Source organism: Streptomyces sp. NBC_01264 (assembly GCF_026340675.1).
Lineage (GTDB): Bacteria > Actinomycetota > Actinomycetes > Streptomycetales > Streptomycetaceae > Streptomyces.
The window spans coordinates 1,019,699-1,043,929 of record NZ_JAPEOX010000002.1; the positions used below are offsets into that span (position 1 = coordinate 1,019,699).

Sequence of the window (24,231 nt, forward strand, 5' to 3'; positions counted from 1 at the left end):
ACTGGATTCGATGCTCGGCACGGGCGAGGCTCGACCCATGACCAGGACACGCAGGACCTCGCCCCCCACCGCCCCGTACACCCCGCAGGGGATCCACGTACCGCTGATCACCCCCTTCACCGCCGACGACGAGGTCGCCTCCGACGCCCTGGAGGCGCTCGCCCACGAGGTGCTCGACGCGGGGGCCACCGGAATCGTGGCGCTGGGCACCACCGGCGAGCCGGCCGCCCTCGACGAGGCCGAGCGCGACCTCGTCACCGAGGTCTGCGCCCGGGTCTGCCGGGAGCGCGGCGCGGCGCTGACCGTGGGCGCCGGGGCGAGCGGGACCCGGGCCGCCGAGGAGTCGCTCGGCCGGCTGAAGCGGTGGCCCGAGGTGCGGGCCGCGCTGGTGACCGTGCCCGCGTTCGTGCGGCCCGCGGCCGCCGGTGTGCTGGCGCATTTCGAGCGGCTGGCGCGGGTGAGCCCCGTACCGCTGATCGTCTACCACGTCCCGTACCGCACCGGGCAGCCGCTGGACGCGGCCCTGCTGCGGGAGATCGGGGCGCTGCCCGGGGTGGCCGGGGTCAAGTACGCCGTCGGCGCGCTCGACGGGGAAGCGGTCGCGCTGCTCGGTGATCTGCCGGACGGTTTCGCGGTGCTGGCCGGCGACGACGCCTTCCTGTCGCCCCTGCTCGCGCTCGGCGCGGCGGGCGGGGTCCTCGCCTCGGCCCATCTCGCCACGGCGCGGTTCACCGAGCTCGCGGCCGCCTGGCGGGCGGGCGACACGGACCGGGCGCGCGCCCTGGGCCACGCGCTGGCCCGGCTCTCCGCGACCCTCTTCGCCGAGCCCAACCCGTCGGTGACCAAGGGGGTGTTGTACGCGCAGGGCCGCATCCCGAGCCCTGCCGTACGCCTCCCCCTGCTGCCCGCGGGCACGGAATCGGTCGCGGCGGCGGTGCGGGAACTGGCGCACCTGACCTGATCGACGACGCCCTCGCCCCCACCACCCCACCACCCCTCACCGGGCGCCGGGCGCCGGTCTCGGGGCGCTCGCGGCGCCGCCCGAGCGCTCGAGGTCACTCGGTGGGGGTGAGTGAGCGCAGGTCGGCGTCCAGCATCCGGATCAGCTCACCGACCCGTCCGCCGCCGCTCGGGGCCGCCGGGAAGCGTGTCAGCACGTCGACGAGGACCGGTGTCGCACGGTGCACCGCCTGCTCGACGTGCGCGCCGCCAACGCCCCGATCGTCGTCGGCGAGGAGTTCGGCCGCTCTGGCCGCGTGGGCGCCGGCTCCGAGGATGTGCTTCACCTGGGTGGCCTTGGCCAGGGGGTGCAGGTAGGCGGCGCCTGCCGCGGACATCGCTGCCCGGGCGGCCTCGCGCGCAGCCTCGGAGTCGGCGCTCTTGGCGGCCTTGAGCGCCGCCCACGCCCGGTCGCGCAGCGCCTTCCCCCGCTCGCCGCCCCGCGCGAACTGCCACGCGGCGCCGATGGCCTCGCGAGGCCGCGCATCGTCCGGCTGACCGTCCTCGAACACCCCGAGCACCACTTCCGCGCACGCCGCGGCGAATGCGGTGACCTCACGAAGGTCTTCCTTGCTCAGGGCGATCTCGCCCGCTTCCCCTGTCATGACTCCATCCTCGGCCATCGCGCCGGCCCGGCCCATCCGCCCGTCCATCCGCCCGCCCATCCCGCGAGGGACGAGGTCGGCAGGCTCGCACGCGAGGGACGATTGACCCGGGATGGGCGATTCGCCGCCAACGGGTGGGTCGCCCGAATCGGCCCCGGCGACGGGCGACTTGCCCGAATTGAGCCATGGCCCGCCGGCCCGTGATGTGAGTCACGCCGAAGGCATCAACATCACTTCCCCGAGAAGGGCGATTCCCTTTTCCCGGTTGGATATTCGGGAATTCCCCTAGATCTTTTCAAGGTCGCCCGTCGGCCCGAATGCGGGAAGTTGATCTCCGGGGCGAATTCGTGTCTTGTTCCGGCCCGTCGGACTCACCTACGGTCACCTCGTTCCCGGTGGTCAGCTGCCGAATCCGGTCACCGCCAGGGGCTCTTCCGTACCCCACACGTGAGGAATTCCGCCATGCCCGCATCGGGAAAGCACCGCCGGCCGAAGCAGCACCACGCACTCACCCGCAAGCTGGCCCTCGCCGGTACGGGCAGCGCGGCGCTGGCCCTCCCGCTGATCAGCGCGACCACGGCCGGCGCGGCCGAGGTGGCCGTCGCCCCCACGACGTATTCCGTGGTCAGCGGCGACACCCTGAGCAAGATCGCCGCTGAGCACTCCATCGGTGGTGGCTGGCAGAAGCTCTACGAGGCCAACAAGGGCATCGTCGGCGCCGACCCCTCGGCGATCCGCCCCGGCCTGAAACTGAACCTCACCACGGCCGCCGCCCCCGCCGCCGCACCGGCCGCGGCCAAGGCCGCCACCGGCTACGCGAACAACCTCGACGGCTGGATCCGCGAGTCGCTCGACGTCATGGCGCAGCACGGAATTCCCGGGAGCTACGAAGGAATTCACCGCAACGTCATGCGCGAATCCTCGGGGAATCCGATGGCCATCAACAACTGGGACTCCAACGCCGCGGCGGGCATCCCCTCGAAGGGGCTCCTCCAGGTCATCGACCCGACCTTCAAGGCCTATCACGTCCCCGGCACCCCGATGGACTCGTACGACCCGGTCGCCAACATCACGGCCGCCTGCAACTACGCGGCGGCCCGCTACGGTTCGATCGACAATGTCAACGGCGCCTACTGAACCAGCTTGCGGTACGCCGCCCCCAGCTCGCTCACGTCCACGGAGGCGTGCACGACGGGGCCGGCCCCGTCCGCCCCGGCGGGCAGGTGCTTGAACAACAGGTCGAGCACGGCCTGGCTCAACTCGGCCTTGACCGCCTCGGTCCGGCCCGGCAGCAGGCCGATCTGCACATGGACCAGCGCGGATCCGGGCGCCCCGTCGGCCACGTATACGTCGTCCGGACACCGGAAGCGCGTCTTGCAGTTCGCGACGGTGGCGGCCGCGACCTCGGCGGTCAACGCGTGCAGGGCCGACGCGAATCCATGCCGGTCGAAGGTGTCGGACAAGTTCGCCGAATAGTCGACGGTGATCTGCGGCACAGGGCGCTCCGGTTGGCTCGGCGACCCGGCCCCGGCAGGGCCGCATCGCGTGGTGACGGATGACGGACGGCGAGCGGCGCGCACGGCGCGCCCCTCCCGCGGTTCAGTCCAGACCGTACCGTCGCGCGGACTCCTCCTCCTGCGCCAGCCGGTGCATGGCCTTCAGTACCGGCTGGACGAGGACGACCGCGGCCACCGCCGTCTCGACCTTCTCCTCCTCGGAGGGGTAGGTCTCCATGAAGTCGAAGTCGCGCACGGCCGCCCGGTGCATCAACTCGGCGTACGGGGCCATCATTTCGGCATCCCACGGATAGCCGAGCCGCAGGAGGGTGGACACCGCCGACACGAGCGAGCGGTGGACGGGGGACAACTCCCCCACCTCGCGCGCCGACGACCAGCCGAGCATCTCCAGCAGCCGGTCCACTTCGCGCCGTGCGGTGATCACCGCCGGGTCCTCGCCGTCCGGTTCGGGCCCCTGCGGCAGGGCCCACAGCGCGGCGCCGATCCGCATCGTGCGCCCCAGGGACTCGTCGTCCACGTGCGCGAGCACGTCCCGGGCCGTGGCCACCGGGATCCCGCCGACCTGGATCAGGGCGCGGACCAGCCGCAGCCGCCGCAGATGCCCTTCGCCGTAGTCGGCGGTCGTCGCGCTGACCCGGCGGCCCGGAGCCAACAGGCCCTCCCGGAGGTAGTACTTGATCGTCGCGGTGGAGACGCCACTGCGTTCGCTCAACTCCGCCAGCCGCATCGCTTGAACCTTCCCTTGGAGAGTCCGGCTATCCAAGCATGCGCGGGAAGGGCTCTGCACCTGCGTCGCGGCGCCGTCAGCTCTTGTAGACCTTCTTGATCTTGAAGTCGGTGCCCGCGAGAACGTAGCCGCCCTGGCCGTACGGGTCGTTGAAGTACGGGCGGATCGCGGGAGCGCCGAGCCAGGGGTTCACGATGAGGTAGCGCGTGCTCGGGATCTCGACGCCGAGCTCCTTCTTCGCCTCGTCCATCAGCGCGGGGAGACGGTCCCAGTCGAGTGCGGCCATGTCCATGAGCTCGGCCTTGACGGTACCCGCCGGGCCGGTGCGCTGGGCGACGCCGCCGCGGTACTGCCAGGAGTCGACGGTCCTGGCTCCGGGTGCGGTGGGGATGTCGGCGAGCACGTACTCGTCGTAGACCTTCATGTCGACGAAGGTGGTGGTACCCGTCTGCTGCTTGAGGGCCTCGACGGCGGTACGGATGCCGGCCGGGTCGATCAGGCTGCCCTTCGGCGGGGCGGCCGGCTTCGACGAGCTCGCCTTCGGGGTGGGGGTGGGCGTCAGGGCCACGGCGGTGCCCTGGGCCGGAGAGGCCGGTCCCGACGCGGACGGGGTGCGCGAGGACTGCGTGTCACCGCCCTTGCCCGCGGCGTCTCCGGCATTCCCGTCGGGCAGCCATGCGACGAGGCCGACGACGCCTGCGGTCAGGACCACCGCGAGGACTCCGGCGAGCAGGGCCGGCCGGCGGCTCCGGCGCGGGGCGGGCGGCGCGGGGAAAGTCACGGGGACGGTGGACGCGTACGGGTTGCCCGCGCCCGGAACGAACGGCGTCGGCGGTGGGGTGTGCGCGGGGCCCATGGCGAGCCCGGGGGCCGGGGTCGCCGGCCCGAAGCTCCCGACGCTCCCGAAGCCGCCCGGGACGACCGGCGGTACCGCCGGGGTGGCGCCACCGAGAGCACTGCTCGCACCACGGAGCAGCGCTTCCAGCTCCTCGGCGTCGGGCCGCACGGAGAGGTCCCGTACCAGCAGCCGTTCCAGTACGGGCCCCAGCGGGCCGGACCTGACCGGCGCGGGGATCGGCTCGTCGAGCACCGCGACCACGGTGGCCAGACTGGTGGCCCGGCGCAGCGGGTGCACCCCCTCGGCGGCCACGTAGAGCAGCATCCCGAGCGACCACAGGTCGGAGGCGGCCAGCCCCTCCGCGCCGCGCGCCCGCTCGGGGGCTATGTACTCCGGCGAGCCGATCAGCGCACCGGTCGAGGTCAGCCCGGTCGCGCCGTGCAGGGCGGCGATCCCGAAGTCGGTGAGCACCGCGGAGCCGTTGGGGCGCAGGAGCACGTTGGCCGGTTTCACGTCGCGGTGCAGCACCCCCTCCGCGTGCGCGGCCCGCAGCGCGGAGAGCAGGTCCAGCCCGAGGCGCAGCACGTCCGCCACCGGCAGCGGTCCGCCCTCCAGCCGGTCGGCCAGGGAGCCACCCCTGACGAGCTCCATCACGATCCACGGATGGCCGTCCGAGCCGGGCTCGGACTCCACGATGTGGTGGATGGTGACCACGTTCGGGTGGGCGAGCCGGGCGAGGGCGCGGGCCTCCCGGACGGCCCGTTCGCGCAGTTGGACGACGAGCCCGGGCTGCGCGGCGGCGGTCGCCGGGTCCGGCGGCCGCACCTCCTTGAGGGCGACCTCCCGGTCCAGCGCGATGTCGCGGGCGCGCCACACCGTCCCCATCCCGCCACTGCCCAGGGGCCGCGCGAGTTCGAAGCGCCCGTCGATCAACCGTCTGCCGGCCTCACTGCTGTCCATGGCCGGTCATCGTAGGCGCCACCACCGACGCCGGCGTACCCGTACCGGGACGTGGACAACGCGGGCACGGGCGCGGGCGGTACGCGGCGTGGGCCGCACCCGGCGTGGGCCGCACCCGGCGTGGGTAGTGTGCCTGCCCGATGTCACCGAGCGCCAAGGCCGTCCGGCCCGGAAGGAGGTGGAACGGTGCCCGCATGGCTCCCGCCCGCCGAGTACGTCAAGACGATCGCTCCGGCCACCTCTTACGCCTGCCTCTACTTCACCGACACCGCCGGCCGCCCGGTGCAGCTCCGTGCGACGTACTCCACGGAGACCTGGCAGTGGCCGGGCGGGAACATGGACCACGGCGAGACCCCGTGGGAGTGCGCGCTCCGGGAGTGCCTGGAGGAGACGGGCATCGCCTTCGGGGGCGAGCGGAAGCTGCTGGGAACGCAGTTCATCGCCCACCGGGGGGAGGCATGGCCCGCGAACCACATCGGCTTCCTCTTCGACGGCGGCACCCTCACCGACGAACAGATCGCCGCCATCGTCCTGGACCCCGAGGAGCACAGCGAGGTACGGGTCCACTCGGTGCGGGAGTGGGAGGCGCTGATGAGCCCCGCGAACTTCGCCCGCCTGCGGGAGATCGACGCCGCCCGGCGCACCGGCACGGTGGCCTACATGGAGCCCTGACCCGGCCCGCCGGTCAGTTGCGGGAGTTGCCGAAGAGCAGCCGGTAGGCGATGAGGAGGACCAGCGAGCCCGCGATGGCGGAGCCCCAGGTCGCGAGGTCGAAGAAGTCGTTCTGGATCGACCGGTTCAGGAACTTCGCCGAGAGCCAGCCGCCGGTGAAGGCGCCGGCGATGCCGATGAGGGTGGTGCCTATCAGGCCGCCCGGGTCACGGCCGGGCAGCAGGACCTTGGCGATCCCGCCCGCCAGCAGTCCGAGGATGATCCAGCCGATGATGCCCATGCCCGTTCACTCCGCTCGCTGTGCGCGCCTCGTCGTGCGCGCGACGTCCGTTGAGGTCTCACGGGGAGAGACGCGTGAACAGGCGAAACGGTTCTCAGACGGGCCGGCGGGACCCGGCGGCGGGCCTGAGGACGGCGATCGCGACCAGGCCCAGCACCGCGGCTCCGGCGACTCCCGCCGCTCCCGGCGCCAGGAATCCGCCACGGGAGCGCCAGGACAGTACCGACAGCGTCGACTGGGCGGAGGCGAACGAGCCCGCGCTCAGCACGGATCCCACCGAGACGGCCGACAGGGCCGAGCCGATCGAGCCGATCGACAGCACGCTCCCGACCGAACCGATGGAGAGGATCGAGCCCACCGAACCGATGGAGAGGATCGAGCCCTGGGAGCGGATCGAGAGGAACGAACCGTGGTCGACAACCATGCGGCTCATGCTGCCACACCGGCCATGGGCACGGACTGAGGCGCGGACTGAGGCACGGACTGAGCGGGAACGCCCGCAGTCTGCTGCGGGGTCCGCGTGAGCAACAGCACGCCCCGGGCCGCCGCGAGCGCCCCCGCCACGGCCAGCAGGACCCCGAAGGCGCCTCCTTGGATCCGCTCGCCCAGCAGGATCATCCCGATCGCGGCCGCGGCCAGCGGGTTGGTCAGGTTCACCACCGCGAGCGGGGCCCCCAGGCCTCCCCGGTAGGCCCGCTGGGACAGGAGCATCCCGCCGACCGCGAAGACCACCACGAGCAGCGCCACCGAGACGACCCGGACGCTGAGCAGGGACCCGCCCCGGCCGCCCGCCACGGCGACGGTCTGGGTCAGGGCGGAGGCCGCCGCGGAGGCCAGCCCGGACGCCGTCGCGTGGCGCAGCCCCGAGCGGGTGTCGCTCCGCGCGGTCAGCAGCATGATCACCGCGGCCGTGGCTCCGGATACGGCGAGCGCCTCGGCCAGGGTCAGGGTCTCGTCGGGGGACGGGCCGGAGGCGGGCAGCAGGAGCAGGCCGAGGCCGACGACGGTGGCCAGGGTCCCGCGCCATTCGCTGGCCACGACCCGCCGCCCGGCGCCGCGCGCACCGAGCGGTACGGCGGCGACGAGGGTGAGCGCGCCGAGCGGCTGGACCAGCGTGAGCGGCCCGTACCGCAGGGCGGCGGCGTGCAGCAGCGCGGCGGCGGCGTTCAGGCCCGCGGACCACCACCAGGCGCCGTTGCCGAGCAGCGCCGCGGTGCTGCGGGCGACCGCGCGGCGGGCGAGGCGTTCCTGGGCGACGGCCGCGGCCGCGTAGGTGACGGCCGCCGCGAGGCAGAGCAGGACGGCGAGGAGCGTGGCGTTCACCGGACCGCTCCTACGGGCTCCACTGGCCCTGCGGGCCTCGGCGTCGGCGTCGAGGTCGGCGCCGGGGCACCGGGGCCCGCACCCGTCGGCACGGGCTCCGCCGCGGACCGCGGGACCGGCACGCTCCGCCGGGCGATGAGCGACCGGCCGGCGCGCGACCGGCCGACCGGGCGCGGGACGAGGAGCGGGGCGGCCCCGAGGAGCAGCGTGGCGACGACGGCGTCGAGCCAGTAGTGGTTGGCCGTGCCGACGACCACGAGCAGGGTCACCAGCGGGTGCAGCAGCCACAGGCCGCGCCACCGGGAGGAGGTCGCGGCGATCATGCCGAGGGCCAGCATCAGCGCCCATCCGAAGTGCAGCGAGGGCATCGCGGCGAACTGGTTGGCCATCGTGTCGGCGGCGGGCGCGGCCCCGTAGACGGTCGGTCCGTAGACCTGGCCGGTGTCGACCAGGTGCGCCGCGCCCAGCATCCGCGGGGGTGCGAGGGGGAAGGCCAGGTGGATGACGAGGGCCGCGCCGGTCAGGACGGCCAGGACCCGGCGGGTCCAGAGGTAGTGCGCGGGGCGGCGCAGGTAGAGCCAGACCAGGAAGAGCACGGTGGCGGGGAAGTGCACGGCCGCGTAGTAGGTGTTCGCGGTGTGCACCAGGGCGTCGCTGTGCAGGAGCAGGCGCTGGACCAGGCCTTCGCCGGGCAGGTGCAGGGTGCGCTCGGCGTCCCAGACCCGGGCGGCGTTGCGGAAGGCCTCGTCCGTGCGTCCGGTGGCGAGCGTACGGCCGAACTTGTAGACGGCGAAGAGGCCCACGACGAGCAGCAGCTCGCGTATCAGGCGGCGGCGGGCGCCCGGCCCCGTACCGGCCCCGGCGGGTGTGGTGTGGGAGGTCATCCCCCGGTCTCGCTTCCTGTACACAGCTACGGCTCACAATCGACACACCAGTGTATCGATACATTCTCGTATCGATACGAGTGTGTACCGATACGCTCGCGTTCCCGTAGACTTTCACTAGAGCCCACTGCCCTGCGACCGAAAAAAATCGGCCATCATGACAAGGGCCCGCCCGGCCACACCGCCCGGCCACACCGGCCGGCACGCACGATCGAGGAGAGCCGCCCCATGACGTCGCCGACGCCGGAAGCCGCCCCGGCCCCCGCGCGCCGCTCGAAGATCACACCGGAGCGGGAGCAGCAGCTCTACGACGCCGTGCTGGAGCAGTTGCGCGAGGACGGCTACGAGGCGCTGACCATGGAGAAGATCGCCGCCCGGGCCACCTGCGGGAAGTCCACGCTCTACCGGCAGTGGAAGACCAAACCGCAGCTCGTCGCCGCCGCCCTGCGTGCGGACCGGCGCGGCACCCTCGCCGCGGTGGACACCGGAACCCTGGCGGGCGACCTGCGCGAGGCCGCCCGGATCGCCGCCTGCACCTCGGGGAACGACACCCGGCTCATGCAGGCCCTCGGGCACGCGGTGCTGAGCGACGAGGAGCTGAAGGCGGCCCTGCGCGAGGCTCTGGTGGGGCCGGAGCTGGCGGCGTTCGACGCGATGGTGGAGCGGGCCGTGGACCGGGGCGAGCTCGCCCCCGAACACCCCGCCGTGGAGTTCCTGCCCGCGCAGCTGATGGGCGTGCTGCGCATCCGGCCCGTGCTGGAGGGCCGCTTCGCCGACGCCGAGTACCTCGTACGGTTCGTCGACGCCTGCCTCCTGCCGGCGCTGGGCACGGCCCCGCCGGAAGCGGACCGGGCCCCCTGAACCAGCGGGCCGCCGTCCCCGATGACCGGACGGTGACCCGCTCGCGCTGCCTCGTGGGGACGGTGGCAGCGCAGCCCCCGGGCCGGACGGCGGGCACTCCCTCGCGGAGTGACCGCCGACCGGTCCGTGCGGCTTTCCCGTGCGGCTGCCCGCGCGGCGTCCTCGCGGCCGCCCGCGGCGGCCGGGTCAGCTCCGGGCCGCGCCCATCGCCCGGGCGAACTCCTCCGGGTCGGCGTCGAAGCCCCGTACCGTCGGGTCGATCGACCAGACCCCCGCCGCGTCGCGGGTGAACTCGGCGACCGTGACCGCGCTCACCGTGCCGAAGCCGGTGAGGTCGTCCACGGCGAGATCGGTGTAGCCCTCCCTGATGCGCAGCCCCTTGCCGGCGACCTCGGCGAAGGTCAGGGCCGGGCCGCCAGCCGCCCGCTGGATCACCACGCCCACCACGACCCGGTTCAGCTCCTCCGCGATCCGGTTCAGTTCGACGGTCATGACCTCGTCGAAACCCAGCCCGAGCCCGGTCCTGCTGTCCCGGTTCAGCGTGATGGTGCCGTCGGGCGACCGGCTGCCGAAGTGCACCAGGTGGACGGGCTCCCCGTACGGGTCCGCGGCGGTGTAGACCGCGGCGAGCAGGTCGAGGTCGTGGACGGGCGCTCCCGCCGGGCTGGGATCCCACCGCAGCGCGATCTCCACCTTGGCCAGGCCCTTGCTTACTCCACTCACCGAACTCCCCCTCCGAACACCGTGCGTTGCCCTGCCATGCTGTCACGGGTCCCGCCCCGGGGCTCGAACGACCGTACGTTCCAGGCCAGTCCGGGGACGTGACGGCGGCGACCGGCAAGGGCAGCGGGTTCGGCGGGGGCGGTCGGTGCGCCGCCGGTTACCAGTCCCCGTCCTGTACGGGCTTCCCCGGCCGGGGCGCGTTCCCCAGGGGCGCGATCTGACCGGGGGCCGGTTCCACCCACGGGGCCTCGTCGGCGCCGAGCCATTCCCCCACCGGCTGCACCTGGCCGAGGGTGCCGGAGGGAGCGAGGTCGGCGGCGGCATCGTCGGCGTCGTAGTAGTCGAACCACGGCAGCCCGGCCTTGGTGTAGGCGGCCCGGTCCACGGGCGAGGGCGGCGGCTCCTCACCGGTGATCCGGCGCCACGCGGGCGGGGTCACCAGGTGGACGAAGACCCGCGCGGCCGGCTCGGACGCCCAGTCCTTCGCCTTACGGTCGTCGCGGTACACCTCCTGCCGCATCGAGCCGCCGACACCGAGCCCCATCGCCGGCGCCGCCTGCGGGGCCGGCCCGCCGGCCGACCGCCGCAGCGGCCCCGCGGCCGGGGCCGGGGCCGCGGGGGCTCCGGGAGGCCCGCCCACGAGCCCGCCCGGCGCCGGGGCCGCCATCTGCGGCGGCGCCGGCATCCCCGCGGCCGCTCCGTAGCCGCCCGCGTAGCCACCACCCGCGTAGCCACCGCCCGGACTGCTCCCCGGCGGCAGGACCCCGTACGGGACACCGCCGCGGGGAGCCCCGGCCGCACGTGCCCGCTCGCGCTCCTCCTCCCGCCACCGCGCCAGCGCCTTCGCGCCGAGCGGGAAGGCCTGGAGCTGCACGCCGCCCGCGGTCTCCTCGCCGGTGACCTGGCCCTCCACCGTGGCGCCGAGCCCCAGCGGGACGGCGACGAACTGGCGGACCGTGCCCGTGCCCGAATTGATCCCGTCCAGCCACGGCTGGCGCGGCAGCACGAGGTAGTTCTGCGGCCGGCGGCCGAGCGCGCCCGTCCACCGCTCGCCGGAGACGGCGCACACCTTGCCGACACCGACCTGGAGCGCGGTGGGCTCCCGGGTACCGCCGAAGCTGAGCCACATCGCCTCGCGCAGGTACACGGGGAGCATCACCCCGCCCTTGGCGAGCCAGTCCGCCGGAACCGTGTCCGGATAGTCCTCCACCCGCCGCAGCGGAAACTCCCCCAGCCCCGGGGGCAGATTGTGTGTACCGCTCTCCGGCAGCCGCAGCGTCCGCATGAAACGGACCTGCGCCCCCTCGCCCAGCAGCAGTGCGTTCCCCTCGACCCGTACTCCGCTTTCGGCCACCGACCGGCCCCTCTCCCGTTCAAAGCCGGATTCGCAGCAGGATCTGCCGCCGTTCCGGATCGTGACCCTCAAGATTTGCTCAGATGTCGTGACACTGCGCCCGACGAGTTCCTAGCTTCCTCATATACGCGTCCACCAGCCTCCGCGGTTCCCCGCGCCCCGGCCCGGTCCCGGTGCGCTCCGCGCGCTCCCGCGCGGCTCCGCCAGCCCGCGGCATCGCGTATCCGCGTACCCCAGGAAAGAGTGCAGCATGAAGGTTCCCCAGGCCGGCGTGATCGCGGCAGTGATCGGTCTCTCCCTGACCGCATCGGCGTGCGGCGGTGCCGACGACAAGGGGCCCCTCGCCGTCGGCATCAAGTTCGACCAGCCGGGCGTCGGCATGCGGGAGCCCGACGGCACCTTCACCGGTTTCGACGTGGACGTGGCGAGGTACGTCGCCAAGGAGCTCGGCTACCCGAAGGACAAGATCGTCTTCAAGGAGGTCCTCAGCAACGACCGCGAGCTCCTGATCGAGTACAACGAGGTCGACATCGTGGTGGCCAGCTACTCGATCAACGCCAAGCGCAAGCAGAAGGTCGACTTCGCGGGCCCGTACTTCCTCGCGCACCAGGACCTGATGGTCCGCGCCGACGACCCCACCATCACCAAGGCCGAGGACCTCAACAACGCCAATAAGCGGCTGTGTTCGGTGACCGGCTCGACCTCGGCGGAGAACGTCAGGAAGAACCTGGCCCCCAAGGCGAGCCTCCTGGAACTCGGCGGCTACTCCGAGTGCGTCGTCGCCCTCAAGGAGGGCCTGGTCGACGCCCTGACCACGGACAACTCCATCCTGGCCGGCTTCGCCGCCCGCAAGGGCAACGAGGGCAAGTTCCGGCTGATCGGGCTGAGCCTGAGCAGCGAGAACTACGGCATCGGGATGAAGAAGGGCAGCGGCGAGCTCCAGGTCAAGATCAACAAGGCGATCCGCAAGATGGTCGAGGACGGCACCTGGGAAGCGGCCGTGAAGAAGAACTTCGGCACGGGCTACAAGTACGAGGCGGCGCCCGCCATCACGACGAGCAACTGACGCCCGTCGAGGCGGCGGCCGGGTGAGTGGCCGGAACCCGCCATCGGCCCCTCACCCCGGGCGATGATCCGCCCGGCTTCGACCGACTCCGCACGATTTCTCGCGGCTTCGCCCGGCCCCTACCGACTCCGGCGGGCCCGGCGCCTCGCGGCGCCGGGGCCGCGCCGGCGGGCGCTCAGCGGCCCGAGACGGGGGCCTTGGCATGCAGTACGGTCAGGAACTCCCGCATCCAGGCGGAGTGGTCGGGCCACGCGCGGGCCGACACCAGCGTGCCGTCGACCACGGCCTCGGAGTCCTCGAACACGGCGCCGGACGCCTTCATGTCCAGCTCCAGCGCCGGATAGGCCGTGACCCGGCGGCCGTCGAGCGCTCCGGCCGCGGCGGTGATCAGGGGGCCGTGGCAGATCTGCGCGATCGGCTTGTCCTCGCCGGCGAAGGCCGCCAGGATCCGCCGCACCTCGGGATCGTTGCGCAGGTACTCCGGGGCGCGTCCGCCGGGAACGACCAGCGCCACGTACTCCCCCGGGTCCACGTCGGCGAAGGCGATGTCCGCGGGCCAGGTGTAGCCGGGCTTCTCGGTGTAGGTGTCGAAGCCGTCCTCGAAGTCGTGCACGACGAACCGCAGCTTCTTCACCGCCGGCGCCGCGATGTGGACCTCGTACCCCTCCTCGATCAAGCGCTGGTAGGGGTAGAGGACTTCCAGAGATTCCGCCGCGTCGCCGGTCACGATGAGGATCTTCGGTGCCATGGGCTGCTCCTGGTAGGGCTGTTCACGGTGTGGCCTCCGTCACCGTGCCCGCGCCGCCCGCTCCTGCATAGGGAATCTTGCGCCATTCACCCGCATGACGCGCGTAGAAAATCCTGACTCCCGACACACGCTTTTCACCTGTAGGGCACATGACAATGTGAACCTCGCTCTGCCACCTGATGCCCCGCCAATTCCCCGGGCGGGAGCGGTGCGTGTGGAGAGGTACCCCCACGTGATGAGAATCTCGCGCCTTACTCCCTGGGCAGCCGGCCTCGCGGCCACGGCCCTGATACTGGTCCCGGCCTCCGCCTCGGCCGGCCAGCGGACCACGGCCGCTTCCCCCGCGGCGGCCTCGGCCTCCGCCGTCGACACCTACTACGCCGCCGCCGAGGGCAAGACCGGCGCCGCGCTCAAGACGGCGCTGCACAACATCATCAAGACCCAGTCCAGGGTGACGTACGACGGCGTGTGGAACGCCCTGAAGGTCACCGACCAGGACCCCGCGAACCCCAACAACGTCATCCTGGTCTACTCGGGCCGTTCACAGTCGAAGTCCACCAACGGCGGCGGCGTCAACGACTGGAACCGCGAGCACGTCTGGGCCAAGAGCCACGGCGACTTCGGCACCGCCACCGGCCCCGGGACCGACCTGCACCACCTCAGGCCCGAGGACGTCACGGTCAACAGCACCCGCGGGAACAAGGACTTCGACCTGGGCGGCGGTCCGGTCTCCGAGGCCCCCGGCAGTCTGACAGACTCCGACTCCTTCGAACCGCGCAACGCGGTCAAGGGCGATGTCGCGCGCATGCTGCTGTACATGGCCGTGCGCTACGACGGCGGTGACGGCTTCGCCGACCTGGAGATGAACGACAAGGTCAACAACGGCAGCGCGCCCCTCTTCGGCAAGATCAGCGTCCTGAAGCAGTGGAACCTGCAGGACCCGCCGGACGCCTTCGAGCAGCGCCGCAACCAGGTGATCTACGACACCTACCAGCACAACCGCAACCCGTTCATCGACCACCCGGAGTGGGTCAACTCCATCTGGTAGAAGCGGAGGAGGACCCTACTGCGCGCCGAGGGCCATCCACTTCCCCGGTTCCGCGAGCGGCTCGAAGCCGGCCTTCGCGTACACCGCGTGGGCGTCCGCGGTCGCCAGCAGGATCCTGCGCAGCCCGTACGGGGCGAGGTGGTCCCGTACCGCCCCCGCCAGGGCGGTGCCGAGCCCCTTGCCCCGTACGCCCCGGTCCACGTACACGTCGCAGAGCCAGGCGAAGGTCGCGCGGTCGGTGACGACGCGCGCGTAGGCCACCTGGAGGCCGGACACGGCGTCGTAGATCCCGTAGTTGAGCGACCCCTCGATGGCGGCGTCCTGCTTCTCCCGGCTGCGCCCGAGCGCCCAGTAGGAGTCCTCGGACAGCCACCGGTGGATCAGCTCCCGGTCGAGGCGACCGGGGTCGGTGGAGATCTCGTAGCCCTCGGGGGAAGGCAGTGCGCTGTCGTTCATGACCGCATCCAAGCAGAGCGGACGGGCTCCGGCCAGGGGGTTCCGGCAGCCGATACGCCGATACGTGGCCGCTACAGCCGGTCGGCCAGGGCCTTGAAGGCCGGCCAGTCCAGGGCCGGAGTGCGGGAGTCCCAGACCTTCTGGGACAGGGCGGCGAGGGGGAGCCGGATGCCGGCCGCGACCCGGGCCTGGGTCTGGGCTCCGGCCAGATCGCAGCAGGACGGCGAGGCGCGCGCCCGGGATCTCGCGCAGGTATTCCAGCGGCGGCCGGGCCCCGTTCTCCTTGCCGGTCCAGTACTCGACCTGGATGTCCCGGGCCGGCTGGGCGATCCCACCGGTGAAGAAGCCGTCGTTCCAGGCCGCCGGGGCGCGGCCCGCCGAACGGACCATGGCCGCGCGGTCGTTCAGCCAGCCCGTCGCCAGGTCCTGCACCCGCGCGGTGGGCCCGTACCGCTGCCGGGCGGCGGCCCTGAGCTGCGGGAAGGAGGTCTGCGGATCGCAGTGGACCAGGGCCCGGTACTCGTCCGCGCCCACGTTCCAGATCGCACCGGGGAACAACGGCAGGTACTCGCGCAGGAGTTCGTCGACGAGTTTCGCCGCCGCCGGATCCGCGATGTCGACCGCCCCCTTGACCGCCCGGCCCTGGACGTCGCGCAGCCGGTCCTCGATCCAGTCAGGGGTGAAGTGCTTGCGGGCGATGTCGAGGTTGAGCCCGCGCTGCGGCTTGGCCGGGGCGTCGCGCACGGTGCCCTCCGGGGCCGAACCGCCGCCGCTTACCTCCTGTTTGAGGGTGCGTGCCGTAGAACACCCCGGCCTGGTCGGGTCCGGTGATGCGGACCTGCGCGTCGCTGACGGTGAGGGTGTACGACTCGGGGGTGCCGGAGCCCTTCGCCCCGAGGGCGAGCTCCACGTCGCCCTCGGGCGGGGTGGCCGACTCGGCGAATCCGATGCGCAGTTCCCCGGCGAGCAGCTTGCCCTCGTCCGCCAGGGCCGCACTGTCGCCCGGCGGCACGACGACCCGCGCCTCGGGGCCGGGCCGCCAGCCGGGGCCGTGGGCCGGCACGTGTTCGCGTACGGCGGGAACGGTGCGCGGGGTTGTGGACAGCGGGAAGGCAGGCGTCGGCTGGGGCGCCGGGGCCCGCGGGGTGGTCGGGGTCGCATCGGGGGCCGTCGCGATGACGTGGCTGCGCCCGTACTGCTTCGCCTTCCGCATCATGCGCCTGTCCCCCGCACCAACGGCACGGGGGACAGCGGTGCGCGACCCGGGCGCGAGGGGTCAGGCGAGGACGCCGAGCGCGGACTCGGCGAACCCGTGGTCCTGGGCCGGGGCTCCGCCGCCGACGCCGATGGCTCCGACCAGCCGGCCGTCGCGGTGGACCGGGAGCCCGCCCGCGATGAACAGCAGCGGCCGGTCCAGGGCGGTGGGCAGGGTGTGGAAGGGGCCGCCGGGCTGGACGGCGTCGACGAGGTCGGCGGTCGGGGCGTCGAGCTGCAGCGCGGTGAAGGCCTTGCGGGTGCTGGTCTCGCCCGAGATCAGGACGGCCCGGTCGTCGCGCCGGAAGGCGAGCGGGTGGCCGCCCGCGTCGAGCACGGTGACGCTCACGGCGACCCCGGCCGCTCCGGCGGCGGCCGTGGCAGCGACGACGAGCGCCTCGGCGTCGGCGGTGGTCAGGGGGGCTACGGCGGTACGGGTGGGGGTGGACATGCGGGACTCCTGTGAGGCGTGTGCGTGTGGGGGGTACGGGGGTGGTGGTGGATCAGTGGTGGGCCGGGACGGCGGCACTCGCCGGGACGGCGGCACTCGCCGGGGCTCCGGCCGAGGCGCCGGCCGCGATGACCCGGCTGCCTCCTTCGCCGCCCGCACGGGTCCCCGTACGCCGTTCCAGCGCGCCGGAAACCAGGGCGAGGGCGAGGGCCGAGGCGGCCAGTGCCGCGCCGACCCAGTTCGGGGCGGTCCAGCCGAGTCCGGCGGCGATGACGAGTCCGCCGAGCCAGGCGGCGAGGGCGTTGCCCAGGTTGAAGGCGCCGATGTTGACGGCGGAGGCCAGGGTCGGGGCGCCGGCGGCCTGGTCGAGGACCCTCTTCTGGAGCGGAGGCACGGTGGCGAAGCCGAGGGCCCCGATGAGGAAGAGGGTGACGCCGGCTCCGGCCCGGGTGTGGGCGGTGAGGGTGAAGGCGGCCAGGACCACGGCGAGCGCGCCCAGGGAGGTGTACAGCATCGGCATCAGCGCGCGGTCGGCGAAGCGTCCGCCGACGAGGTTGCCCGCGACCATGCCGAGGCCGAGGAGGACGAGCAGCCAGGTGACGGAGGTGTCGGCGAAACCGGCGACGTTCGTCATCATCGGGGTGATGTAGGTGATGGCGGCGAAGACCCCGCCGAAGCCGAGGACGGTCATCCCCATGGCCAGGAGCACCTGGACGTTGCGGAACGCGGCCAGCTCGTGGCGGATCCGTACGCCCTGGGGGCGCGGCAGGTCGGGGACGAGCCGTGCGATGCCGAGCAGGCCGAGGAGGCCGAGCGAGGCGACGATCAGGAAGGTGACCCGCCAGCCGAGGTGCTGGCCGACGAGGGTGCCGAGCGGGACGCCGACGACGTTCGCCACGGTGAGGCCGGTGAACATCATGGCGATGGCTCCGGCCTTCTTCTCGGGGGCGACCAGCTCGGCCGCGACGACCGCGCCGATGCCGAAGAAGGCGCCGTGGGCGAGGGAGGCCACGACCCGTCCGGCGAGCATGACGCCGAAGGCGGGGGCCAGCGCGGAGACCACGTTGCCCACGATGAACAGGCCCATGAGCAGCATCAGCATGCGCTTGCGGGGGATGCGGGTGCCGAGCACGGTCATCAGCGGGGCGCCGAGGACCACTCCGAGGGCGTAGCCGGTGACCAGGAAGCCGGCGGTGGGGATCGAGACGCCGTACGTGCCGGCGACCTCGGGGAGCAGGCCCATGATCACGAATTCGGTGGTGCCGATCCCGAAGGCGCCGATGGCGAGTGCGAGGAGTGCGAGAGGCATGAGGGGTGCCCTTCAGGAGCTACAGGGGCTTCAGGGGGGAAGTGGCGGGGCCGGGCGATTGCCACAGCGGGTTGCCTGCGTCCACATTAATTGCAGACGCGGGATATTTGCAAGCGCGGGCAATTGCAGACGTGCCCTATCCTGGAGTCACACGCCTTCGAGGAGGAAGCCATGACGGCCACGGACAGCGCACTCACCGCCCTCTCCCAGGGCTGGTGCGCCCTCTCCCTCCTGCACGGGCGGATCGAGGCGCACATCGAGCGCGCGCTCCAGGCGGGGCACGACCTGAGCGTGCGCGAGTACTCCCTGCTCGACGTCCTCAGCCGCCAGCACAGCGGCCCGGGCGGCCACCTGCGCATGCACCAGGTCGCGGACTCGGTGGTGCTCAGCCAGAGCGCGACGACCCGGCTGGTCAGCCGGCTGGAGGACCGCGGGCTGCTGAGCCGCTACCTGTGCGACACCGACCGCCGGGGCATCTACACCGAGGTCAGCCCGACCGGTCTCGCGCTCCTGGCCGAGGCCCGCCCCACCAACGACACCGCCCTGCGCGAGGCGCTGGACGAGGCGGCGCTCAATCCGGAACTCGCCCCGCTGGTGGCCGCGGTGAAGAACACTCCGGAGGGGGTCCGATCCCTCTAGAGGCGGTCAGAGACGGCCTAGACCCGCTGGGCCAGTACCTGTCCCGGCCAGGTGCCGGAGAGGAACGGGTCGGTGCGGGTGAAGCCGTTGCGCTCGTAGTACGCGACCAGTTCGCCCGTACCGCCCGCCCAGCAGTCGACCCGCAGCAGCTCCACTCCGGCCCGCCTGGTCTCCTCCACGGCCCGGGCCAGCAGGGCGGCGCCGATGCCCAGTCCGGCGTGGCGCCGGTCGGAGAGCAGCAGGCGGACGTACCGCTCGGGTTCCCCGGCGGGTGGGATCATCGGCATCTTCGGGCTGGGCCCGGTGTCCAGCACCAGGGCTCCGACGGGTACCCCGTCCAACTCCGCGACGTACGGGGAGTTCTCGGTGGCGTACCCCTGGACCCGCTCCACCCCGCCGGGAATCCGGGAGTACGGGGTCGTGCCCCACTGCTCGGTGTTCCCACGGGCGTTCATCCAGGCCACCGCGGAGTCGAGCATGTCCAGAATGGCCGGTACGTCCGCCGGGCCGCCCGGCCGGATCCGTATGCCGTGTGTGCTGTCGTTCATGGGGCGAGCGTAAACGGTCGGCTCCGGGGGCCTTTCGGGGGTTGAGCAGGCCGCCCGTTCACGGGGTTTCGCGGCCGAGGGAGTCCAGGACGGAGAGTTCGCCGGCGGAGAGGCGCAGAGAGCCCGCGGCCACGTTCTGTGCGAGGTGGTCGGGGTTGCCGGTCCCGGGGATGGCCAGGACGTGGGGGCCCTGGTGCAGGGTCCACGCCAGCCGGACCTGGGCCGTGCTCACCTGGTGGGCACTCGCGATGGTGTGCACCTCCGGACTGTTGTCGGTGATCGCGCCACCCTCGCGTCCGGCGCCGGCGATCGAGTAGAACGGCACGAACGCGATGCGCTGTTCGCCGCAGGTGCGCAGGAGTTCCCCTTGATCGGGCGATCCGCCGATGCCGTACATGTTCTGGACGCAGACCACGGGCGCGATGCTCCGCGCCTCGGCGAGGTGGTGGGGGCGGATGTTGGAAAGTCCCAGATGCCGGATGAGCCCGGCCTCGCGCAGTTCGGCGAGTGCGCCGAAGCGTTCCGCGATGGAATCGGCGCCGACGATGCGCAGGTTCACCACGTCGAGGTGGTCGCGGCCGAGCTGGCGCAGGTTCTCCTCGACCTGGCCGCGCAGCTGCGCGGGGGTGGCGTGCGGCAGCCAGTGGCCTGCGGGATCGCGGCCCGGTCCCACCTTGGTGGTGATGACGAGTTCGTCCGGGTAGGGGGCCAGGGCGCGGTTGATCAGCTCGTTGGCGGAGCGCAGCGGGGAGAAGTAGAACGCGGCGGTGTCGATGTGGTTCACGCCCAGCTCGACGGCGCGGCGCAGCACGTCGATCGCCCGGTCGCGGTCGCGCGGGACGGCGGCGGCCGCGAACGCCGCGCCGTGCTGGGGCAACCGCATCGCGCCGAAGCCGATGCGGTTGACCGTCAGGTCGCCGAGCTCGAAGGTGCCCGATGCGGCCGCGGTGATCGTCTGTGAAGTCATGGCGGGATGATCGCCCTCCGCTATGCTGGCCCGCCATTGATTCACCCATGACTGAATCCATTGAGGAGTGGTCGCCCTGGCGGAGCTGGCGTTCTCGGCGGACGATCTGGCGCAGGTGAGGTTCGCCGTCTCACCGATGTGGGAGATCGCGCCCAGTTTCCGGCTGCTGACGTCCGCCGCCGCGCATCCGGTCCACCGGCCCTGGGTCGATCAGGTACGGCCGCGTCTGCTGGCCGCCGGGCTGGACCGGGGCTGGGTCTCCGAGCTGATCCCGCCCTCCGGCTACGTCCCGGACTTCCTCAATCCGGCCCCCGCCACGCCGGCCCCCACGCCGGCGGCGGAGCGGGATGCGATCCTCCGTTCGCCCGCCGCCCGGGTACGGCAGGACCTCGACCACCTGGCCCGCCACCAGGGCGGTCTCGGCCCCCGGCTGCGGACCCTGCGTGCCGACCCGCAGCTCCGCATGGCCAAGGTCGTCGAGGAGATCGCAACGTACTGGGAGCTGGCACTCGGCCCCTACTGGGCGCGGATCCGGGAAGTGCTGGACGCGGATGTCTTCCACCGGGCCCGCATCGTCGCCGAACACGGTGCGGGCCACCTCCTGAACCACCTGCACACCTCGGTGAGCTGGGACGACAATGGGCTGCGGCTGGCCCGCCGAAAGCAGCCGCTGCATCGCGAAACGGCCGGTACGGGACTTCTGCTGATCCCCTCGTCCTTCACCGGACCAGGTCTGCGCACGCGGACGACGCCACCGGACCCACCCCAACTCGCCTATCAGGCGCGCGGTGTCGGCTCGCTGTGGAACCGACGGCCCGTCACCCGGGCCGCTGCCCTCGCAGCCGTGCTCGGTCGCTCGCGGACCTTGCTGCTGACCGAACTGGAGACCCCGGCCTCCACGACACAGCTGGCCCGCCGCACCGGACTCTCCCCGGCCGGGGTGTCCCAGTACCTCACGGCGCTGCGCGACGCGGGCCTGGTCAGCGCCCACCGCGCCGGCCGCTCGGTCCTCTACGCCCGCACCGCCGCGGCCGAAACCCTCCTCGAAGCCGCTACCGGCTGAGGACGGCCCCGAAAGGGGCTACGGAGCCGGCCGCTGAACGCTGTCCCGGTGCGTTCCCCCCGCGCCCAGCCCACGGTACTCCGTGGGCGTGAGTCCGTACGCCTCGCGGAAGGAGCGGCTGAAGACCTCGGGTCCGCTGAAGCCCCAGCGGGCGGCGATGGACTGGACCCGGTGGGCGGCGAGTTCGGGGCGGATCAGGTCGGTGCGGCACTGTTCCAGGCGGCGTCGGCGGATCCGGGACCGGACGCTCTCCCCCTGCCCCTGGAAGAGCTGGTGGAGGCCGCGCACCGAGATGTTGTGGCGGGCCGCGATGGTGGGCGGTGCCAACTCCGGGTCGGCGAGGTTGTGCTCGATGAAGGCGTGGATCCGCCGCAGGAGCACCTCCGCACGGGCCTCGGAGGGGATCCGGTCCTCCGCGTCCAGATGCTGGGCCAGGCAGGCCGTGGCGAGGTCGACGGCGACCGCGCCGAGCCGGGCCAGTTCCCGGGGCTCGCATTCGGCGGCGTGGTCCTCCAGGGCGGTCATGAAGGAGGCCAGGATCGCCGCGATGCCGCGGTCACCCGGGATACGTCGGGCCAGCAGCCGTTCCAACCGCTCGGGGCGCAGGGGCAGTACGTCCCGGGGGAGCATGAGGATCGTCGCCCGGACCTGGCCGCCGTCCTCGTGCATCACGTTGTCGGAGGGCCGCGAGGTGTCCCACAGCATGAGGTCACCGCCTCCGACCGTGCACGTGTTGCGGTGCTGGGACATCGAGGTGACGCCCTTGCGCAGCAGGGCCAGTTGGTACTGCTCCGGATCGCCACGGCGGATCAGCGCGGGGGTGCGCCGCGAACGCAGCGGCGACAGGGCGAACTTGGACGCGCGCAGGGGACCGAGGTCCACGACGGCTGCCTCGCCCCGGAACTCGGCCGGCCGCTCGCTGCTGAGCGCCGCCGGCATCACCTCACGGGAGATGATGTCGGCGTACCAGTCGAACCGCTCCCCCGCCGGGACCCCGCCCGACGACACCGCTGACCACATCCCGCGCCCCCGTCCGCATGCTTCGACAGGATCCAAGGATGCGGCCAACTGATCTGCGTCGGCGCATGGTTGCGGCCCGCGTGGCGCCCCGAACAGGCGGTTCTCCCCTCTCAGCGAGGCGCCCGCGAAGCCGTGGGCGGCGGGGACGAGGCCGGGGGCGGCGAGACGGCCGCCGACGTGCCCGGTGGAGCGGAGGGGGAGGAACTCGGCCGTGGCGCGCCCGTACCGGACGGTGCCCGTGACGGGCTCGCGGTGGGTACGGAGGAGGGCGAAGGCGAAGGCGAGATCCGCGACGGGGACGGGGACGGCGACGCGGGCGGGGCAACGGACGGGGACGGCCCGTCCGGAACCGGCCGCGGAGCCGAGCCCGTCGGCGAGGGCGACGGCGGCGCGGCCGGCGGCGCCGGTACCGGGCCCGGGCGGACCGGAGAGTCCGGTGCCAGTACGGCGTACCCCACCACCACCGCGGCGGCCGCCGCCAGCCCCGCCAGGGGCAGCGCGAAACCGCGCGGCCAGGCCCACGGCAGTCGTCGGGCCCCGAGCCCCGGCGGCTGCGCCGGACGCAGTTCGCGCACGGTGATCCCGGCCGCGCGGGCGGCCAGGGCCTGCCGCAGCCGGTACTCGACCGGCCGCCCGGCCGGTGCCCCGGAGGGCTCGTTCATCCCGGACGGCCCGGAAGGCGGCGCCTGTCCACGCGTCATATCCGACCCTCCAGAATCCGTTCCAGCGCGTCCAGCCCACGGCTCGCGTTCGATTTGACCGCCCCCCGGCTGATCCCCAGCGTCTCGGCTATCTCCGCCTCGCTGAGGTCCGCCCAGTAGCGCAGCACCAGGACCTGCCGCCGCCTCGGCGTCAGCCGCCCCAGCGCGGCGAGGACCTCGCGGTGCGCCTCGTCGAGGACCACGGAGGCCTCGGCGGAGGGTACGTCGGCGGGTGCCTGCGGGGTCCACGCACGGGCGGTCCGGCGGCGGCGCAGTACGGAGCGGGCCGTGTTGACGACGGCGGTGCGCAGGTAGCCCAGCGCGTTGTCCACCTCCGTGATCCGCTCGCCGTGGCGCCGGTACAAGGCCGTGAAGGCGTCCTGGACCACGTCCTCGGCGGTGCCCAGATCGTCCACCAGCAGCACCGCCAGCCGGACCATCGGCAGCCGGTGGGCGTGGTAGAGCTCGGTCACGGTGGGCGGCGGGCCGCCCGGCTCGCCGGGGTGGCCGTACGTGTAGCCGTGCCGGTACGGCTCCGTCGGCGCGGGCGGGGCCTGCGCGGCCGAGGAGCGCTCACGGCGCAGCAGGAACGACCACAAGCCCCGCCACGGTCGGTCGAAACCGGTCGCGGCGGGGCCCAGGGATGGTGCGAGGTGGAGCACGGTGGTCCTCAGCCGTTGGCGCGGCGCCGCAGGGTGTACAGGGTCGCGGCCCCGGCGGTGATCAGCACGGCGGCCCCGGCGCCGAGTGCGGCATTGGTGGCGGAGGAGCCAGTATGCGCGAGCTCGGATCCGCCGGACGAGGAGGGGGCGGGGCTGGGAGCCGCGCTGGGGACGGCGGTCGGCTTCCCGCTCGGCACAACGGTCGGGGCAGCGCTCGCCGACGTGCTCGGGCGCGCGCTGGGGGTCGCGGTCGGCGGCCGGCTCACCGAGGGAGCCGGGGCCGAAGGGGCCACGCTCGGCGCCGTGCTGGGCGTGGGCGTCGCCGGTGCGGGCGCGGCCACGGTGGGCGAGGCGGAGGGCGCCCCTGCTGCTGCGGAGGCCGGCCCGGCCAGCGCGAGGGCCGCGCCGGCGGCGGCGACGGCGAGGGCCGCCGTCCTGCGGACGGACAGCGGGGAGCGCTTCAGGTTCTTCACGGTGGTTCTCCACGGTCGGCTGCGGGGCGCGGGATCACGCCCTCACCCCCGCACGACGCGCGAGTGCCCGGGAGGTTGCCGCC

27 protein-coding genes and 1 pseudogene are annotated in these 24,231 nt (G+C 73.1%); 8 read left to right on the forward strand and 20 right to left on the reverse strand.

Annotation, left to right across the window (positions count from 1 at the left end; translation table 11 throughout):
* The first annotated feature begins 37 nt into the window (after positions 1–37).
* On the forward strand, positions 38–961 hold the full coding sequence (locus tag OG435_RS37510) for a dihydrodipicolinate synthase family protein (RefSeq protein WP_266884020.1): 924 nt from the start codon (positions 38–40) through the stop codon (positions 959–961).
* Positions 962–1,055: 94 nt separating this feature from the next.
* Here the strand turns inward: OG435_RS37510 and OG435_RS37515 are convergent, their stop codons facing one another.
* Positions 1,056–1,604, reverse strand: coding sequence for a putative immunity protein (locus tag OG435_RS37515; RefSeq protein WP_266884022.1), 549 nt, complete (start codon positions 1,602–1,604; stop codon positions 1,056–1,058).
* 462 nt (positions 1,605–2,066) lie between these two features.
* On the opposite strand from OG435_RS37515, the gene OG435_RS37520 reads away from it, so the two are divergent.
* Positions 2,067–2,741 (forward strand): transglycosylase SLT domain-containing protein, encoded by a 675-nt coding sequence (locus OG435_RS37520; RefSeq protein ID WP_266884024.1) that lies wholly within the window; start codon positions 2,067–2,069, stop codon positions 2,739–2,741.
* Here the strand turns inward: OG435_RS37520 and OG435_RS37525 are convergent.
* The 3 genes from OG435_RS37525 to OG435_RS37535 all read right to left on the reverse strand — a co-directional run bounded on the left by OG435_RS37525 (position 2,735) and on the right by OG435_RS37535 (position 5,646).
* On the reverse strand, positions 2,735–3,100 hold the full coding sequence (locus tag OG435_RS37525) for a 5-carboxymethyl-2-hydroxymuconate Delta-isomerase (RefSeq protein ID WP_266884026.1): 366 nt from the start codon (positions 3,098–3,100) through the stop codon (positions 2,735–2,737). The genes OG435_RS37520 and OG435_RS37525 overlap by 7 nt on opposite strands.
* A 103-nt stretch (positions 3,101–3,203) precedes the next feature.
* Positions 3,204–3,848: a MerR family transcriptional regulator gene (locus OG435_RS37530; protein ID WP_266884028.1), complete on the reverse strand. Its 645-nt coding sequence runs from the start codon at positions 3,846–3,848 to the stop codon at positions 3,204–3,206.
* A gap of 76 nt (positions 3,849–3,924) precedes the next feature.
* Positions 3,925–5,646: a serine/threonine-protein kinase gene (locus OG435_RS37535; protein WP_266884030.1), complete on the reverse strand. Its 1,722-nt coding sequence runs from the start codon at positions 5,644–5,646 to the stop codon at positions 3,925–3,927.
* Between the two features lie 186 nt (positions 5,647–5,832).
* Between OG435_RS37535 and OG435_RS37540 the strand changes: the two genes are divergently transcribed.
* Positions 5,833–6,318, forward strand: a complete 486-nt coding sequence (locus OG435_RS37540; protein ID WP_266884032.1) for an NUDIX domain-containing protein — start codon at positions 5,833–5,835, stop codon at positions 6,316–6,318.
* Positions 6,319–6,331: 13 nt separating this feature from the next.
* Here the strand turns inward: OG435_RS37540 and OG435_RS37545 are convergent, their stop codons facing one another.
* The 4 genes from OG435_RS37545 to OG435_RS37560 all read right to left on the reverse strand — a co-directional run bounded on the left by OG435_RS37545 (position 6,332) and on the right by OG435_RS37560 (position 8,805).
* Complete coding sequence (locus OG435_RS37545) at positions 6,332–6,598, reverse strand: GlsB/YeaQ/YmgE family stress response membrane protein (RefSeq protein WP_266884034.1); 267 nt, start codon at positions 6,596–6,598, stop codon at positions 6,332–6,334.
* A 94-nt stretch (positions 6,599–6,692) separates the two neighbouring features.
* Entirely contained in the window at positions 6,693–7,031 is a 339-nt protein-coding gene (locus OG435_RS37550) for a hypothetical protein (RefSeq protein WP_266884036.1), read from the reverse strand.
* On the reverse strand, positions 7,028–7,921 hold the full coding sequence (locus tag OG435_RS37555) for a hypothetical protein (RefSeq protein ID WP_266884038.1): 894 nt from the start codon (positions 7,919–7,921) through the stop codon (positions 7,028–7,030). Before OG435_RS37555 ends, OG435_RS37550 begins: the two co-directional genes overlap by 4 nt.
* Positions 7,918–8,805 (reverse strand): phosphatase PAP2 family protein, encoded by an 888-nt coding sequence (locus OG435_RS37560; protein WP_266884040.1) that lies wholly within the window; start codon positions 8,803–8,805, stop codon positions 7,918–7,920. Before OG435_RS37560 ends, OG435_RS37555 begins: the two co-directional genes overlap by 4 nt.
* A 228-nt stretch (positions 8,806–9,033) precedes the next feature.
* On the opposite strand from OG435_RS37560, the gene OG435_RS37565 reads away from it, so the two are divergent.
* Positions 9,034–9,666: a TetR/AcrR family transcriptional regulator gene (locus tag OG435_RS37565; protein WP_266884042.1), complete on the forward strand. Its 633-nt coding sequence runs from the start codon at positions 9,034–9,036 to the stop codon at positions 9,664–9,666.
* A 186-nt stretch (positions 9,667–9,852) separates the two neighbouring features.
* Here OG435_RS37565 and OG435_RS37570 read toward each other — a convergent pair whose 3' ends face one another.
* Both OG435_RS37570 and OG435_RS37575 read right to left on the reverse strand, forming a co-directional pair.
* Positions 9,853–10,389, reverse strand: coding sequence for a TerD family protein (locus OG435_RS37570; RefSeq protein ID WP_266884044.1), 537 nt, complete (start codon positions 10,387–10,389; stop codon positions 9,853–9,855).
* 157 nt (positions 10,390–10,546) lie between these two features.
* Complete coding sequence (locus tag OG435_RS37575; RefSeq protein WP_266884046.1) at positions 10,547–11,743, reverse strand: hypothetical protein; 1,197 nt, start codon at positions 11,741–11,743, stop codon at positions 10,547–10,549.
* A 250-nt stretch (positions 11,744–11,993) separates the two neighbouring features.
* Between OG435_RS37575 and OG435_RS37580 the strand changes: the two genes are divergently transcribed.
* Complete coding sequence (locus OG435_RS37580; protein WP_266884048.1) at positions 11,994–12,809, forward strand: glutamate ABC transporter substrate-binding protein; 816 nt, start codon at positions 11,994–11,996, stop codon at positions 12,807–12,809.
* Positions 12,810–12,984: 175 nt separating this feature from the next.
* Here the strand turns inward: OG435_RS37580 and OG435_RS37585 are convergent, their stop codons facing one another.
* Positions 12,985–13,557, reverse strand: coding sequence for a DJ-1/PfpI family protein (locus OG435_RS37585; protein ID WP_266884050.1), 573 nt, complete (start codon positions 13,555–13,557; stop codon positions 12,985–12,987).
* 235 nt (positions 13,558–13,792) lie between these two features.
* Between OG435_RS37585 and OG435_RS37590 the strand changes: the two genes are divergently transcribed.
* On the forward strand, positions 13,793–14,605 hold the full coding sequence (locus OG435_RS37590; protein WP_266884052.1) for an endonuclease I family protein: 813 nt from the start codon (positions 13,793–13,795) through the stop codon (positions 14,603–14,605).
* A 15-nt stretch (positions 14,606–14,620) separates the two neighbouring features.
* On the opposite strand, the gene OG435_RS37595 is transcribed toward OG435_RS37590, so the two are convergent.
* From OG435_RS37595 to OG435_RS37610, 4 genes and pseudogenes are all read right to left on the reverse strand, one after another.
* Positions 14,621–15,061 (reverse strand): GNAT family N-acetyltransferase, encoded by a 441-nt coding sequence (locus tag OG435_RS37595; protein ID WP_266884054.1) that lies wholly within the window; start codon positions 15,059–15,061, stop codon positions 14,621–14,623.
* 71 nt (positions 15,062–15,132) lie between these two features.
* A pseudogene (locus OG435_RS37600) lies at positions 15,133–16,274 on the reverse strand (glycoside hydrolase family 20 zincin-like fold domain-containing protein).
* 63 nt (positions 16,275–16,337) lie between these two features.
* Positions 16,338–16,766 (reverse strand): GlcG/HbpS family heme-binding protein, encoded by a 429-nt coding sequence (locus tag OG435_RS37605; protein WP_266884056.1) that lies wholly within the window; start codon positions 16,764–16,766, stop codon positions 16,338–16,340.
* Between the two features lie 52 nt (positions 16,767–16,818).
* Positions 16,819–18,075, reverse strand: a complete 1,257-nt coding sequence (locus OG435_RS37610) for an MFS transporter (RefSeq protein ID WP_266884058.1) — start codon at positions 18,073–18,075, stop codon at positions 16,819–16,821.
* 171 nt (positions 18,076–18,246) lie between these two features.
* Here OG435_RS37610 and OG435_RS37615 point away from each other — a divergent pair, with 171 nt between their 5' ends.
* Positions 18,247–18,714: a MarR family winged helix-turn-helix transcriptional regulator gene (locus OG435_RS37615; RefSeq protein ID WP_266884060.1), complete on the forward strand. Its 468-nt coding sequence runs from the start codon at positions 18,247–18,249 to the stop codon at positions 18,712–18,714.
* A 17-nt stretch (positions 18,715–18,731) separates the two neighbouring features.
* Here OG435_RS37615 and OG435_RS37620 read toward each other — a convergent pair whose 3' ends face one another.
* The gene (locus OG435_RS37620) at positions 18,732–19,262 is read right to left on the reverse strand and encodes a GNAT family N-acetyltransferase (protein WP_266884062.1); all 531 of its coding nucleotides are present in this window, start codon (positions 19,260–19,262) and stop codon (positions 18,732–18,734) included.
* Positions 19,263–19,320: 58 nt separating this feature from the next.
* The gene (locus tag OG435_RS37625; protein ID WP_266884064.1) at positions 19,321–20,229 is read right to left on the reverse strand and encodes an aldo/keto reductase; all 909 of its coding nucleotides are present in this window, start codon (positions 20,227–20,229) and stop codon (positions 19,321–19,323) included.
* Between the two features lie 67 nt (positions 20,230–20,296).
* Between OG435_RS37625 and OG435_RS37630 the strand changes: the two genes are divergently transcribed.
* Positions 20,297–21,292 (forward strand): ArsR/SmtB family transcription factor, encoded by a 996-nt coding sequence (locus tag OG435_RS37630; RefSeq protein ID WP_266884066.1) that lies wholly within the window; start codon positions 20,297–20,299, stop codon positions 21,290–21,292.
* Between the two features lie 18 nt (positions 21,293–21,310).
* Here OG435_RS37630 and OG435_RS37635 read toward each other — a convergent pair whose 3' ends face one another.
* The 3 genes from OG435_RS37635 to OG435_RS37645 all read right to left on the reverse strand — a co-directional run bounded on the left by OG435_RS37635 (position 21,311) and on the right by OG435_RS37645 (position 24,148).
* Positions 21,311–22,834: a helix-turn-helix domain-containing protein gene (locus tag OG435_RS37635; RefSeq protein WP_266884068.1), complete on the reverse strand. Its 1,524-nt coding sequence runs from the start codon at positions 22,832–22,834 to the stop codon at positions 21,311–21,313.
* 175 nt (positions 22,835–23,009) lie between these two features.
* On the reverse strand, positions 23,010–23,675 hold the full coding sequence (locus OG435_RS37640) for a SigE family RNA polymerase sigma factor (RefSeq protein ID WP_266884070.1): 666 nt from the start codon (positions 23,673–23,675) through the stop codon (positions 23,010–23,012).
* Between the two features lie 8 nt (positions 23,676–23,683).
* The gene (locus OG435_RS37645; protein ID WP_266884072.1) at positions 23,684–24,148 is read right to left on the reverse strand and encodes an LPXTG cell wall anchor domain-containing protein; all 465 of its coding nucleotides are present in this window, start codon (positions 24,146–24,148) and stop codon (positions 23,684–23,686) included.
* Between the last annotated feature and the right edge of the window lie 83 nt (positions 24,149–24,231).